This is a genomic window from Aequorivita aurantiaca (genome assembly GCF_030410135.1).
GTDB classification, from domain to species: Bacteria; Bacteroidota; Bacteroidia; order Flavobacteriales; family Flavobacteriaceae; genus Aequorivita; species Aequorivita aurantiaca.
In genome coordinates, this window is the sequence record NZ_JAUGQQ010000013.1 from 1 (window position 1) to 15117 (window position 15117).

Genomic DNA, 15117 nt, shown 5'->3' on the forward strand with positions numbered 1-15117 from the left:
TCTCGGATTCTCACTTAGTTTAGTTTTCTAATGTTGACCACCATCTTTTCAAATGGCAATCTACGCTGTCAATTTCAATATCTCAATGAACTTTTGTTTCTTTTTACTCGCTTTCAAATCATGTTTTGTAGTCACTCATTGTTTTAGCGGGTGCAAATGTACAACTCTTTTTTAATTCTGCAATACTTTTTGAAAAATATTTTAAAAATTTTTAAGAGCGCTGATTTTCGCTTGAGCGAACATTTTCTGTTCTGTTAAGCGGGTGCAAATATAGAATGCTTTTCCATTACAACAAATTTAATTTTTGATTTTTTCGAATTATTTTTTCATCTGTTTGCTAAGCGATTGAAAAACTATTACTTGAGTATTTAATAAATTTTCACCTTATTATACCTTAATATATAGCCTATTTCAAATCGTAATTTTGAATTCAATGGAAAAACCGTACATATTACTCTCTGAGAACTGAACTTTTCAACATATTAATAATTCTTCTTTATCAATCGAAAGACTTCAGATTACTGCAAATTCCATATTGCAATCCAAAGAAACTAAAGTATATTTGCACCCTAAATTTTTTCAGTATATGATAGCCATTACCCTACCCGATGGAAGTGTAAAACATTTTGATGCAGGCGCCACTCCTATGGATGTAGCCAAAAATATTAGTGAAGGATTCGCGCGCAATGTAATTTCTGCATCCTATAATGATGTGACGGTTGAAACTACTACGCCTTTGACAGAAGATGGCACACTAACACTTTACACTTGGAACAACGACGAAGGGAAAAAAGCTTTTTGGCATTCTTCAGCACATATACTCGCCCAGGCGCTGGAGCAATTATATCCCGGTATAAAATTAACGATTGGACCAGCTATCGAAAATGGTTTTTATTATGACGTAGATTTTGGAGAAAAAGCAATTTCGGAAAAGGACTTAAAAGAAATCGAGGACAAAATGCTGGAAATTGCCCGCGGAAAACATGAATTCTCAATCCGCGAAGCTTCAAAAGAAGATGCGCTTCAGTATTATAAAAAACAAGGCAACGAATATAAAGTTGAATTGATCGAAAATCTGGAAGATGGAACAATCACTTTCTGCGACCACGATACTTTTACCGATTTGTGCCGTGGCGGACATATTCCCAATACCGGAATCGTGAAGGCCGTTAAGTTAATGAGCATTGCTGGGGCGTATTGGCGCGGCGATGAAAAAAATAAACAACTTACACGTATTTACGGAATCAGTTTTCCAAAACAAAAGGATTTGACTGAATATCTTCAATTATTGGAAGAAGCCAAAAAGCGTGACCACCGAAAACTGGGGAAAGAACTTGAACTTTTCACATTTTCCCAAAAAGTAGGTCAAGGTCTCCCTTTATGGATGCCAAAAGGCGCCGCACTTCGTGAAAGACTCGAGAACTTCTTGAAGAAAGCCCAGAAAAAGGCTGGTTATGAAATGGTAGTTACTCCACATATCGGTCAAAAGGAACTCTACGTTACCTCCGGCCATTATGCAAAATACGGCGCAGATAGTTTTCAGCCAATAAAAACTCCAAACGAAGGCGAAGAATTTTTATTGAAACCTATGAATTGCCCTCACCACTGCGAAATTTACAACAGCAAACCTTGGTCTTATAAAGACCTTCCAAAGCGTTTTGCTGAATTCGGAACAGTGTATCGCTACGAACAAAGCGGAGAACTCCACGGTTTGACGCGTGTTCGTGGTTTCACACAGGATGATGCACATATTTTTTGCACTCCAGATCAATTGGATGATGAATTCAAAAAAGTAATTGATTTGGTTCTTTATGTCTTTGGTTCATTAGGTTTTGAAAATTTTTATACGCAAGTTTCATTGCGCGATCCTAATAAGCCAGAGAAATATATAGGAAGCCTTGAAAACTGGGAGAAAGCAGAAAAAGCCATTATAAATGCTGCAGAATCCAAAGGGCTCGATTATAAAATTGAATATGGCGAAGCTGCATTTTACGGACCGAAACTGGATTTTATGGTGAAAGATGCTTTGGGTAGAAGTTGGCAATTAGGAACAATCCAGGTAGACTATAATCTTCCCGAGCGTTTTGAACTTGAATATAAAGGTAGCGACAATGAAACCCATCGCCCAGTAATGATTCACCGGGCTCCTTTCGGCAGCATGGAACGTTTTGTTGCCATTTTGTTAGAACATACCGGCGGAAATTTTCCACTGTGGCTTATGCCCGATCAAGTAAGTATTTTGTCGTTAAGTGAAAAATATGAAAAATACTCACAAAAAGTTTTAAATTTGCTTGAAAATGACGAAATTCGCGCCCTTGTTGATAACCGCAACGAGACAATTGGTAAGAAAATCAGGGAGGCTGAGATGAACAAAATCCCGTATATGCTGATTGTTGGTGAACATGAAGAAAAGGATGGAACGGTTTCTGTACGTAAACACGGCGAAGGCGATTTAGGCACTATGACGCCGAAAGCCTTTTCAGAATTGATTCAGCAAGAAATAAAGAAAGAGTCGAAAGAATTTAATGTATAACTAAATATTTTTAGCCATAGCAATACGAAGAAAAAGAAGTAAGGGACCTGCAAGGGTAATCAAAGAGGATCAACACAGAATCAACGGAAAGATTCGTGCAGAGGAAGTGCGCCTTGTAGGTGACAATGTTGAAATAGGCGTTTATCCTTTAAGAAAAGCACGTGAAATTGCAGAGGAACAAGAATTGGATCTCGTTGAAATTTCACCCAATGCCAATCCTCCCGTCTGCAAAGTAATAGATTATAAAAAATTTGTTTACGAGCAGAAGAAACGTGAGAAAGTCTTAAAAGCAAAAGCTACAAAGGTCACTATTAAAGAAATCAGGTTTGGTCCAAATACAGATGATCACGATTACGAATTCAAAAAGAAGCACGGCGAAAAGTTTTTGCAGGAAGGTTCTAAATTGAAGGCGTATGTTTTCTTTAAAGGACGTTCTATCATTTACAAAGACCAAGGAGAAATTCTATTGTTGCGTCTCGCACGAGATCTTGAGGAATTCGGAAAAGTGGAGCAAATGCCAAAACTGGAAGGTAAGCGTATGATTATGTTCATCGCGCCTAAAAAGAAGTAAGCAATCCCAATTTTCAGTAATCTATGTAGATTTAATTGAAAAATAACTACTACAGTTTCCAAAGAAACTGAAGTTCACAATAAAGCGAAGTAATAAATAAAAAGTAGGAAACATGCCGAAACAAAAAACAAAATCCAGTGCCAAAAAGCGTTTTAAGCTTACAGGTTCTGGTAAGATTAAAAGAAAGCATGCGTTTAAAAGCCACATCTTAACTAAGAAAAGCAAAAAACGCAAGCTTGCATTAACGCACGACACGTTAGTGCACAAGGCCGATGAGCCAAATGTTAAGCTTATGCTTCGTATGAAGTAAGAGGCTTAACCGGTTAAAACAATTATTTAAACCCTGGAGTAGTGCAATTAAAGAATTCAGAATTAATGAATCGCCTACTACAAAAAAATTAAAATTATGCCAAGATCAGTAAACTCAGTTGCGAAGAGAGCCCGCAGAAAAAAGGTTCTTAAACAAGCCAAAGGTTTCTTTGGAAGACGTAAAAACGTATGGACGGTTGCTAAAAATGCTGTGGACAAAGCTATGCTTTACTCATACCGTGACCGTCGTGCAAAAAAGAGAAATTTCAGATCCTTATGGATTAACCGTATCAACGCGGGTGCAAGACAGCATGGAATGTCTTATTCACAATTTATGGGAAGTTTAAAAAACAGTGGAATCGAGCTTAACCGTAAGGTTTTGGCAGATTTGGCAATGAACCACCCAGAGGCTTTTGCCGCAATCATAAACAAAGTAAAATAAGACATTTATAAACTATATTATTTCGCCTAGAAACCGCTTCAGCAATGAGGCGGTTTTTTTATGTGGAAAAATCAACTAAACAAGTTTCAGTATCTTAGTTGAAAATAGACGAATGTTTCGTTCACTGCTTTTTCTTTTTACAACGGTTTTTATTTCAGGGGATTTTCTTTTCGCCCAAAAAGGAACAGGAAAAATATACAGAATTGACAGATACGAATCTATTTATCTTCCTTTAGGAAAGATTTCATTTGCCGATAAACTTATTGAATATAAAGTGGGGACGCCGCCACCAATCCAAAAATTCAGGGATAGTATTCAATGCCTACACGAGCCCAATTACAAAAATTACCAAACTCCAAATTTCCTATCCCTGGGTTGCGGCGGAAGTTTGACCGTGGAATTTACCGACAATGGTTTTATGAATCTTCCGGGCGATGATCTTTATCTATTTGAAGTTGGTCCTTCCAAAGAACCCGCAAAAGTAGAAATTTCACAAAATGGGATTGATTGGGTTTATGCCGGAAAAATTGCCGGCGGGAAATCATCCATAGAATTGAGCAATGCAGGAATTGATGATGAAACCGTTTTTTATTTTCTTCGAATTACAGATCTAAAAGATCTCTGCAGAAGCAAAAGCGCCGGCGCAGATTTGGATGCAATTGGAGCCATAAATAGTGTAATAAAACTCACAATAAATGCGGATGTTCTTTTCGATGTGGCGAAATTTGATTTAAAGAAAACAGCCAAAAAAGATCTCGATTCTTTGTCAAAAACCATATTGAAAGTAGATAAAGCCACAATCGTCATTCAAGGGCATACCGATAGCGATGGCGACGAAATTTCAAATATCACACTCTCTGAAAATAGGTGTATTTCAGTAAAGGAGAGATTAAATGAAATTTTTGGAGAAGACGCATTGTATGATTTTGAAATAAAAGCTTATGGTGAGAGCAAACCACGGGTTCCAAATAATTCCGAAGAAAACAAACAACAAAACCGAAGGGTTGAAATTACAGTTTTGCCTCCCAAAGATTATTACGAAAGTTTAAATAAGCAATAGGTATTTGAATTTGGTTCTCGGATTTTGGGATCTAAAAGAAATTAGGTTTTCTGTTTCTTCTTTTTGGCCGCGGGGAACAAAACGTTGTTTAAAATAAGCCGATAGCCGGGTGAATTTGGATGAAGTGCCAACTCCGTTTTCGCGTCCCCTACCCTATGTTGGTAATCTTCCGGATCGTGGCCACCATAAAAAGTAAAGAAACCCTTTCCTTTTATCCCGTGAATATAGCGTGCTTCTCCATTGCTTTTATTTTCGCCCATCACCAAAACATTTGCTTTAATTTCATCCGGATCAAAAGAAGTGGTTTGCCCCATAAAACCTTTGACCAAAGCGGTATGGTTTTGACAAAGCATGGTAGGAATTGGATCCCATTTCGCAGAATAATCCATTAATGTGAAATAATCAGACTCCTTGGCAATTCGCCGTTTTTCAGTCATATCAATACTTGAAAATTCATAAACCATGGGGCTTCTTTCCAGAATATATTCAGTAAAGGCAAAGGTTTTACTGTAATCAATTTTACTTTGATAATTGGGTTCGCTAGGGTCGCCATCAAACATTGGCTCACATATATCCACTCCCTCCGCAGAAAGAGCAATGTCAAAACTGTCGGTTGCGCTGCACATTGCGAACATAAAACCACCGCCAATTACATAGTCCCGAATTTTTTTGGCAACATCCAGTTTCGCCTCGGAAACTTTATTGTAACCCAATTTTGCCGCAAGCGCTTCGGCATTTGCTTTTTCTTCAATATACCATGGTGCGGAACGATAAGCACGATAAAATTTTCCATATTGTCCTGTAAAATCCTCGTGGTGCAAGTGAAGCCAATCATAAAGAATCAATTGATCACTCAATACTTCTTCGTCATAGATCACTTCGTAGGGAATTTCAGCATAGGTCAGGACCATTGTAACCGCATCGTCCCAAGGAAGATTTCCTTTTGGAGAATACACGGCAATCTTCGGCGCTTTTTCGAGAACAACGGCATCCATGTTTTTGGATGGACTGCTAATTTCCGTAAGAATTTGTTCTGTCTTGCTGTCGGAAATCACTTCAAATGAAACCCCACGAATCTGACATTCCTTTTGAATTTCAGGCGAATCGGGCATTAAAAAGGAACCACCCCGATAATTTAGCAACCACTTTATTTTTTGCTGTTTTTCCAGCACCCAATAGGTGATTCCGTAAGCTTTCAAATGTTCCTTTTGGCCTTCGGCATCCATCGGAATTAAAATATAGGAAGCTGAAGCTTTTATCGAAAAAAGTATGAATAAAATAAGAATAGTAAAACGTGTCATCGTGCGAATATAACGACAATTTTTAAGCCATAGTGTTCACGCATTCTTAAAAGGGAACGTCATTGTCATCATCGGCCGAAAAATCATTATTCATCGAACTGCCAAAAGCCTCGTTCGGCGATGGAAGATTTTTGGTTTTAAAAGTATCATCATTCGCGGCGTCGTTCATTCGGGAATGGATTTCCATTGGCGTATCGAAATTATCAAGGCTTTCAAACTTACCGAGATGGCCGATGAATTTCAGACGGATTTCATCCAAACCTCCGTTACGGTGTTTTGCAACAATAAACTCAGCCTGGCCAGCTGTTGGCGTGTGCTCTTCGTCATCCCATTCGTCAATTTTGTAATATTCGGGTCTATAAATAAACGAAACAATATCGGCATCCTGCTCGATCGCTCCAGATTCCCGAAGGTCGGAAAGCAACGGGCGTTTGCTTCCTCCACGGGTTTCAACCGCGCGGGAAAGTTGGGAAAGTGCGATTACAGGAATATTCAATTCCTTCGCTAGAGCTTTTAAATTTCGGGAAATGGTAGAAATTTCCTGTTCGCGGTTTCCGCCTTTTTGGCTTCCACCGGCCGTCATCAATTGCAAATAATCTACAATGATAAGTTTAATTCCGTGTTGCGATGAAAGACGACGCGCCTTCGCCCGCAAATCAAAAATGGAAAGTGAGGGCGTATCATCAATAAAAAGTGGTGCTTTTTCAAGACCTTTCACTTTTACGTTCAATTGCTCCCATTCGTGTTTTTCAAGATTTCCAGTTCTAAGTTTTTCGGAACTTAAATGTGTTTCCGAAGAAATCAATCGGGTTATCAATTGCACCGAGGACATTTCCAAAGAGAAGAATGCCACGGGAATGTTGTGTTCCACCGCAATATTTCGCGCCATGGAAAGTGTCAGCGCGGTTTTACCCATACCCGGACGTGCAGCAATAATAATTAAATCACTGGGTTGCCAGCCAGAAGTGAGCTTGTCAACCTTTGTAAAACCAGAAGGGACGCCAGAAAGACCTTCTTTGTTTGCTATTTCTTCAATTCTTTTTTTCGCTTGTATTACGAGATTTTGCGCTGTTTCAGAGGAGCGCTTTATATTTCCCTGTGTTACTTCATAAAGTTTTGCTTCAGCGTTATCCAAAAGGTCAAAAACATCCGTGCTTTCGTTATATGAATCCTCAATTATTTCGTTTGAAATTTTAATCAAACTGCGCTGAATATATTTCTGAAGAATGATGCGTGCGTGGAATTCAATATGCGCCGAAGAAGACACCTTTTGAGTCAATTGAATCAAATAAAACTCGCCCCCAACCAACTCAATTTTCCCCTGCTTCTTCAATTGGGAAGAAACGGTTAATAAGTCCACCGGTTGGCTATTTTCAAACAGATTATGGATGGCTTCAAAGATGTATTGATGCGCTTGCTTATAGAAAACTTCGGGATGAAGAATATCGATAACTTCATCTACACCTTTTTTGTCAATCATTAATGCCCCAAGCACAACCTCTTCTAAATCAATAGCTTGAGGGGGAATTTTTCCTTTTTCAAGTGAAATTACTGGCGCATTACGAGTTGAAAAACTGGTATGAGGTTTAATTTTTTCCATTATGCGAATGTAAATAAAATGTTAAGAGAAAGGATTGGTTTTATTTAGTTCGATATTAACCACTCATCAACATTCGAACTGTTGAAAACTTTAATTTATTGTTGAAAACCCAAAAAAAAATCCGAGGCTCCCGCCCCGAATTTACGCAAGGTAAAGCTATAGTACCATTTAACTTTTGAATTCGCCCATCTGCAAATATTTTTCCATTCGGTTTTTCACCAAATCGGCTGGGGATAACATTTTTAATGCTTTGTACTGCTTTTCAATTGCGCCAGAAACGGTTGTAAAAGTTTTCTCACGGTCGCTATGGGCACCGCCCAAAGGTTCCTTTATTATTTCATCAATGAGTTTTAGATTTTTCATATCTGTGGCCGTAAGCTTCAAGGCTTCCGCTGCTTGTTCTTTATATTCCCAGCTTCGCCATAAGATTGATGAACAACTTTCTGGGGAAATTACGGAATACCATGTGTTTTCTAACATCAGGACTTTATCGCCAACGCCAATTCCCAATGCTCCGCCGCTGGCACCTTCACCAATTATAACAACTATTATGGGTACTTTCAAACGGGTCATTTCCATAATATTTCTGGCAATTGCCTCCCCTTGTCCTCGCTCCTCGGCTTCCAGACCAGGAAATGCGCCTGGTGTATCTATAAAACATACTACAGGTAAATTGAATTTCTCGGCAGATTTCATTAACCGTAAAGCTTTTCGATAACCTTCTGGATTCGCCATTCCAAAATTTCGGAATTGTCGCGTTTTGGTGTTATAACCTTTTTGTTGGCCCACAAACAAGTAGCTCTGATCGCCAATTTTTCCAAGGCCGCCAACCATTGCCTTGTCATCCTTAAAGCCCCGGTCGCCATGAAGTTCCAAAAAGGAATCGCCACAAATTGCGGTAATATAATCCATTGTATAAGGCCTGTCCGGGTGGCGCGAAAGCTGGACACGTTGCCAAGGTGTAAGGTTTTTATATATTTCTTTTTTGGTCTCGTTCAGTTTCCTTTCTATTTGCTTACAGGTGTTGGAAACATCCACATCACTTTCTTGGCCTATGAGGCAGGCTTTTTCATATTGTTCCTGCAATTCTTTTATAGGCAGTTCAAAATCAAGATATTCCATAAGTATTCCTTTGTTTTATAAAGGTTTGGTGTACAAAGATAAAATTTTGTTTTAGGTGTTTGGCAATCTTCTTCGTTTTCTTTGCTGCGTAATTTTAATGATACCATTGGCAATAACCGTAAGAAGTATGATTGCGGCGCCATAATAAAATTGGGCACTCATATTTTCTGAATCGCCCAAGATAAGCAGTGCCAACACAATTCCGTAAACAGGTTCCATATTTATGGTGAGCATTACGGTGTATGGGCTAATCCATTTCATCACGTGCACGGAAGCTACAAAAGCATAGGCCGTACAGGCCGAAGCCAAAATTAGAAGATATACCCAGTCTTTTGCCGAAACTGTAAAAAATTCGGCATTGATTTTTCCTGCAAAAGCCAAATAAACACTTATTCCCAAAACGCCGAACATCAATTCATAAAACGAAATGGATGATGCTTTGTGCTTCAGTACGAATTTTCCATTTATTACGGAAAATAGCGCGCTTAAAAAAGCGGAAATAAGTGCTAAAATTATTCCGAGGGAATTGGAGGAATCGACATCAAATATTATATAGAGCCCTATTATTACTACCATTCCGAACATTACCTCGTAGAGAATTATTTTTCTGCCGTAAAAAAGAGGTTCCAGAAATGAAGCGAAAAATGCACCTGTGGAGAGAACGGCGAGCGTAACGGAAACATTTGAAGCCTTTATAGCACCAAAAAACGTAAGCCAATGCAACGCAATGATAAGTCCCGCCAAGGCAAAACCGCCCAAAGTTTTCATTGAAAACATTAAGTTTTCCTTTCTAATTTTCAGAAAAACAAATATAATGATGGTTGCCAATAGCATCCGGTACCATACCAATGGAATGGCATCCAAGGAAATCAATGCGCCCAAAACTGCTGTAAACCCCCAAATAAAAACAATAAAATGGAGATGAAGGTAATTTAGGAGCTTATCGTTTCGCATTTCTTAAAAGATAAATTGCCAGTATTCCGAATACAAAATTGGGAAACCAGGTTGCAATAAAGGGTGAGAATGTGCTTTGTTCAGCCATGGTACCGAAAATTTTATCAAAAAAGATAAAAACCATTCCGATGCCGATACCTATGGCAAGATTTACTCCCATCCCGCCACGTCTTTTCACGGAAGAAACCGCAACCGCAATTATAGTGAGTATATATGCCGAAACCGGAAGGCTCCAACGTTTGTATCGCACCACTTCATACCTATTAATATATGACGACCCGCGCGCTCTTTCTTTTTCAATAAAGTCATTCAATTCTGAAAAACTCAATGTTTCTGCAATATATGTGACAGGAGTTAAATCCTCCATGGAAAAAGCGAAAACAGTATCCAACTTCTGCTTTGTTTCCAATATATCCGCACCTTCGCCAATTTTTCGCTTCTTATAATTGAAAAGTGTATAAGTGCTATCTTTTTCGTTATATTTTATTTGGTTGGCACTTATTTTATAAACCATTTGGTTGCCGTTAAAATGTTCCAATGTAAAGTTGCTGCCAATCTTATCAGTCACATTAAAATAACTGACATATATATAATCATTGTCATTTATCTGCGTATAAACATTGCTTTGGTCCCTATCCTGTTTTCCTTTTTTCAAATAATCATAGGAAAATTCATTAAAACCTTTACTAGCCTTTGGAGCCAAATACATACTGAAAACCAAGGCCGCGATACACACAAGGGTAGCGCCAATTATATAAGGCCGAAGAAAACGGTAATAGGAAACACCGCTACTTAAAAAAGCAATCACTTCAGTATTATTGGCCAATTTTGAGGTGAACCAAATTACAGAAAGAAAGAGAAATAACGGAAACAAAAGGTTGGCGAAGTATATGGTGAAATTGTAGAGATAGATCATTACCTCGGTAAATGGAACTTCATTATCGAGAATTTTATCAATTTTCTCCGCAAGATGCACAGTTATTCCAATAGGAATGAACAGCAATAAAAGGAGCGAAAATGTGCCCAAATATTTGCGGAGAATGTATCGGTCCAGTATGCTCAGCATCTTATAATCTTTGATCCAGTTTTTTGACCATGCCGTTTTTCCAATTGGCAAAATCACCCGCTAATATATGTTTTCTAGCCTCCCGAACCAACCAAAGGTAAAAACCAAGATTGTGGATGGTAGCAATCTGTCTTCCCAACATTTCATTTACCGTAAACAAATGGCGCAGATAAGCTTTATTGTATTCCGTATCAACCCAAGTGATTCGCATCGGGTCGATTACCGAAAGATCAGCTTCCCATTTTTTATTTTTGATATTTATAATTCCTTCGGAAGTAAAAAGCATTCCGTTACGCCCATTTCGCGTTGGCATTACGCAGTCAAACATATCAATTCCCAAAGCGATGTTTTCAAGAATATTCACCGGAGTGCCCACTCCCATTAAATAGCGAGGTTTTTCCTTCGGAAGAATTTCAGTAACAACAGCGGTCATTTCATACATTTCATGCGCCGGTTCGCCAACGGAGAGACCGCCAATTGCATTGCCTTCCGCCCCAACCGAAGCAATATATTCCGCAGATTGTTTCCGCAGATCTTTATAGGTGCTCCCTTGCACAATCGGAAAAAAAGTCTGCCCGTAATCATATTTCAAAGGTGTTTTTTCCAAATGTTTGATGCAGCGGTCCAGCCAACGATGCGTCATATGCATCGAGCGTTTTGCATAATTATAATCGCAGGGATAGGGAGTGCACTCATCAAAAGCCATAATAATATCCGCACCGATAACGCGCTGAATTTCCATTACATTTTCAGGCGTAAAAACGTGATAACTCCCGTCAATATGACTTTTGAACTTAACGCCTTCCTCTTTAATTTTTCTATTTGCCGAAAGCGAATACACTTGGTAACCGCCACTATCGGTCAAGATATTTCGGTCCCAATTCATAAATTTATGCAGCCCGCCCGCCTTTTCAAGCACCGGAGTTTGCGGCCGAAGATATAAGTGATAGGTATTCCCAAGAATAATATCCGGATTTATTTCTTCCTTCAATTCGCGTTGGTGGACACCTTTTACGGTTCCCACTGTTCCAACGGGCATAAATATTGGGGTTTCAATTGTTCCGTGATCGGTAGTGATGGTCGCGGCACGGGCACTGCTCTGTAAATCTGTGGCTTCTAAATTAAAATGCATCCAGCAATTTTTGTTGAAGGGGCAAAGATAACTTTAATTAATTCGGAATTCTAAATTCTCATTTCTGATTTTTACGTGTGTTAACAAAAGTGGGAAATCGTTAATAAAAGCCCGCCTTTCCATTTTGACCACCCCCCTGAATACGTTACTTTTGACACTGAAAATAAAAACAGATTATGGCAGATTACAAAGCACTTGAGGATTTGGTAATTCAGGTCCGAAGGGATATTTTAAGACAAGTACATAAAGTGAATTCCGGACATCCGGGTGGCTCATTGGGCTGTGCCGAATTTTTCGTGGCACTTTATAATGAATTGATGGATCGTAAGGAAAACTTCACGATGGATGGCATCGGCGAAGATCTTTTTTTTCTTTCAAACGGACACATTTCCCCCGTATTTTATAGTGTTCTCGCAAGGGCAGGCTATTTCCCCGTGGAAGAATTAAGAACATTTCGACATATAAATTCAAGATTGCAGGGCCACCCAACCACGCACGAAGGCTTGCCGGGAATTCGTATTGCCTCGGGATCTTTGGGCCAAGGAATTTCGGTTGCTATTGGCGCGGCCCAGGCAAAAAAGTTGAATAACGATAAACATATAATTTACGCCCTTTGTGGCGACGGTGAACTGCAGGAAGGCCAAAATTGGGAAGCAATAATGTATGCCGCCGGAAACAATGTTGACAACCTAATTGTAACCGTAGATTTGAACGGCCAGCAAATTGATGGATCAACCGAGAATGTGCTTCCCATGGGAAATTTGAAAGCGAAATTTGAAGCTTTTGGCTGGGAGGTGTTGGAAATTGAAAAAGGAAACGATTTAAGTGCAATCATTTCCGGGATGAAAAAAGCGAAAGACAAGACCGGCAACGGAAAACCCATTTGCGTTTTGTTGCATACTATTATGGGCCATGGCGTTGACTTTATGATGCATACCCACGATTGGCATGGCAAAGCGCCAAATGATGCACAGCTGGAAACTGGGCTATTGCAAAACTCTGCAACCTTGGGCGATTATTAAAATTGAAAAAAAATCAGATGAAAAAATATACAGATACAGGCAAAAAGGATACACGTTCGGGTTTCGGCGACGGACTCACAGAGCTTGGAAAGAAAAATAAAAATGTTGTAGCTCTTTGTGCAGATTTGACCGGTTCATTGAAAATGGATGAATTCAAGGAAAATCATCCGGAGCGTTTCTTTCAAGTAGGTATTGCCGAAGCAAACATGATCGGTATGGCCGCGGGAATGACTATTGGTGGAAAAATCCCGTTCACGGGTACCTTCGCTAATTTTTCCACTGGGAGGGTTTATGACCAAATTCGCCAAAGTGTTGCCTACAGCGGAAAAAATGTGAAAATTTGCGCATCGCATGCCGGTGTTACTTTGGGTGAAGATGGCGCAACCCACCAGATTTTGGAAGATATTGGGTTGATGAAAATGCTTCCGGGAATGACCGTTATCAATACGTGTGATTATAACCAAACCAAAGCAGCAACAATTGCCATTGCAGATTTTGAAGGCCCAGTTTACCTGCGTTTTGGAAGGCCGAAAGTTGCAAACTTCACTCCCGAAAATCAAAATTTCCAGATTGGGAAAGCTGTCCATTTGCAGGAAGGTTCAGACGTTACCATAATCGCCACAGGCCATTTGGTTTGGGAAGCTTTGCAAGCGGCTGAAACTTTAAATGAAAACGGAATTACCGCCGATGTTATAAACATTCACACCATAAAACCGTTGGATGACGAAGCAATTTTAAGGAGTGTGAAAAAAACAGGATGTGTGGTTACTGCCGAAGAACACAACTTCTTGGGTGGTTTGGGTGAAAGTGTGGCGCGTGTATTATCTACACAACATCCCGCTCCGCAAGAATTTGTAGCAACACAGGACACTTTTGGGGAATCGGGAACTCCTGAGCAATTGATGGATAAATACGGCTTAAATGCTTCAGCGATTGTAAATGCTGTTCAAAAAGTTATAGCTCGTAAGTAAATTCAGATTCTATAAAGGCCTAACCAGACTGGGCCCGACAAGACAAAAAAAACCATCCTAAATAACTTAGGATGGTTTTTTTGTATAAATAGTCTTACTTATATAGACGAATCTAAATAATCTGGAATACCGTTACCGTTTCTATCGGGAAAAGTTACCACACCATTAATGATTTCAATTTCAAATTTTGTGAGGCGGCCATCGCCGTCATCATCCGTATCCAAATAATTTAGGACGCCATCGGCATCGGTATCATCATCATATAAAGTACCATTTTCATTGAGGTCCTCCAAATAGGAATCTATTCCGTCGCCATCGTGATCAAGCACTTCAAAATCGAATAATTCAAATGAAAATATTACTTGATCGTAGGATTGTAGGCCACCGTTTGGAGGAGGATATTGGAAATAAGCCAAGCCGGAAGGTATGAATACCGCCCCAATTCCATAGTTGCTGAAAGTAAGAGTGCCATCTGGGTTAATGATTGGATCGCCCTCTGCTCCCTTAAATTCAATGATTGCCTGTTGTAGACCTCGAATAATTCCTGGAGTGGGTGGATTCTCCACCAATTCAAATTTTACGGGAACAACGGCACTGTCAAATAAATCGAGGTTCATCAATCTTCCATCGTAGGTATTTGTGGTTCTATCGCAAAAATGCGGATGTTCGTCGCCCCCTCCTTCGCGAACTTTTAGATAATAAAGTTTATAGACTACGGAATTGTCTACCAAATCCCGAACTTCCTTAGAAGTTACCTGATTCATCAATGGGGTTTTGGAGGCATTGTCCCCGGCAATGGTATCAAATTTCAGCTTAAAATTTTCTGGGTCGGCTTGAAATTCTTCATAGTTATAAAAATGAGTTTCCAAAAAAGTTTCAATTTCCGCCTGCGCACGAATTGCCTCTTCACCCCTATCTCTGGGTGGAACGATTACAATTTCGACATCGTCATCCTTTTTACAGGAAACGGTAAAGGAAAGTACCGATATTAATATTGCAATTCCGTATTTTATTTTATTCATCTTCATTTTTTT

14 protein-coding genes are annotated in these 15117 nt (G+C 39.4%); 7 read left to right on the forward strand and 7 right to left on the reverse strand.

Going from position 1 to position 15117, the window contains the following annotated elements; all coding sequences use genetic code 11:
- The first annotated feature begins 586 nt into the window (after positions 1-586).
- From thrS to QRD02_RS13040, 5 genes are all read left to right on the forward strand, one after another.
- Positions 587-2533 carry a threonine--tRNA ligase gene (gene thrS / locus QRD02_RS13020; RefSeq protein WP_290255396.1) on the forward strand — a complete coding sequence of 649 codons (1947 nt, stop codon included), beginning with the start codon at positions 587-589 and terminating at the stop codon, positions 2531-2533.
- A 58-nt stretch (positions 2534-2591) separates the two neighbouring features.
- Complete coding sequence (gene infC / locus QRD02_RS13025) at positions 2592-3104, forward strand: translation initiation factor IF-3 (RefSeq protein ID WP_290255439.1); 513 nt, start codon at positions 2592-2594, stop codon at positions 3102-3104.
- Between the two features lie 112 nt (positions 3105-3216).
- Complete coding sequence (gene rpmI / locus QRD02_RS13030) at positions 3217-3414, forward strand: 50S ribosomal protein L35 (RefSeq protein WP_290255397.1); 198 nt, start codon at positions 3217-3219, stop codon at positions 3412-3414.
- A 96-nt stretch (positions 3415-3510) separates the two neighbouring features.
- The gene (gene rplT / locus QRD02_RS13035; RefSeq protein ID WP_290255398.1) at positions 3511-3855 is read left to right on the forward strand and encodes a 50S ribosomal protein L20; all 345 of its coding nucleotides are present in this window, start codon (positions 3511-3513) and stop codon (positions 3853-3855) included.
- 112 nt (positions 3856-3967) lie between these two features.
- Positions 3968-4915 (forward strand): OmpA family protein, encoded by a 948-nt coding sequence (locus QRD02_RS13040; protein ID WP_290255399.1) that lies wholly within the window; start codon positions 3968-3970, stop codon positions 4913-4915.
- A 41-nt stretch (positions 4916-4956) separates the two neighbouring features.
- Here QRD02_RS13040 and QRD02_RS13045 read toward each other — a convergent pair whose 3' ends face one another.
- The 6 genes from QRD02_RS13045 to tgt form a co-directional block, all read right to left on the reverse strand.
- On the reverse strand, positions 4957-6141 hold the full coding sequence (locus QRD02_RS13045) for an asparagine synthetase B (protein ID WP_353959587.1): 1185 nt from the start codon (positions 6139-6141) through the stop codon (positions 4957-4959).
- Positions 6142-6262: 121 nt separating this feature from the next.
- Positions 6263-7816, reverse strand: coding sequence for a replicative DNA helicase (gene dnaB / locus QRD02_RS13050; RefSeq protein WP_290255401.1), 1554 nt, complete (start codon positions 7814-7816; stop codon positions 6263-6265).
- A 168-nt stretch (positions 7817-7984) separates the two neighbouring features.
- Positions 7985-8938 (reverse strand): acetyl-CoA carboxylase carboxyltransferase subunit alpha, encoded by a 954-nt coding sequence (locus tag QRD02_RS13055; RefSeq protein WP_290255402.1) that lies wholly within the window; start codon positions 8936-8938, stop codon positions 7985-7987.
- Positions 8939-8989: 51 nt separating this feature from the next.
- Complete coding sequence (locus QRD02_RS13060; protein WP_290255403.1) at positions 8990-9892, reverse strand: DMT family transporter; 903 nt, start codon at positions 9890-9892, stop codon at positions 8990-8992.
- Positions 9879-10958 (reverse strand): LptF/LptG family permease, encoded by a 1080-nt coding sequence (locus tag QRD02_RS13065; protein ID WP_290255404.1) that lies wholly within the window; start codon positions 10956-10958, stop codon positions 9879-9881. The genes QRD02_RS13060 and QRD02_RS13065 overlap by 14 nt, the downstream gene beginning before the upstream one ends.
- Before the next feature lies 1 nt (position 10959).
- Positions 10960-12090, reverse strand: a complete 1131-nt coding sequence (gene tgt, locus QRD02_RS13070) for a tRNA guanosine(34) transglycosylase Tgt (protein WP_290255405.1) — start codon at positions 12088-12090, stop codon at positions 10960-10962.
- Between the two features lie 176 nt (positions 12091-12266).
- Here tgt and QRD02_RS13075 point away from each other — a divergent pair, with 176 nt between their 5' ends.
- Positions 12267-13112 carry a transketolase gene (locus tag QRD02_RS13075; protein ID WP_290255406.1) on the forward strand — a complete coding sequence of 282 codons (846 nt, stop codon included), beginning with the start codon at positions 12267-12269 and terminating at the stop codon, positions 13110-13112.
- Positions 13113-13129: 17 nt separating this feature from the next.
- A complete protein-coding gene (locus QRD02_RS13080; protein WP_290255407.1) occupies positions 13130-14083 on the forward strand; it encodes a transketolase family protein in 954 nt (317 codons plus the stop codon).
- A gap of 98 nt (positions 14084-14181) precedes the next feature.
- Here QRD02_RS13080 and QRD02_RS13085 read toward each other — a convergent pair whose 3' ends face one another.
- Positions 14182-15105: a hypothetical protein gene (locus QRD02_RS13085; protein WP_290255408.1), complete on the reverse strand. Its 924-nt coding sequence runs from the start codon at positions 15103-15105 to the stop codon at positions 14182-14184.
- Positions 15106-15117 lie beyond the last annotated feature (12 nt).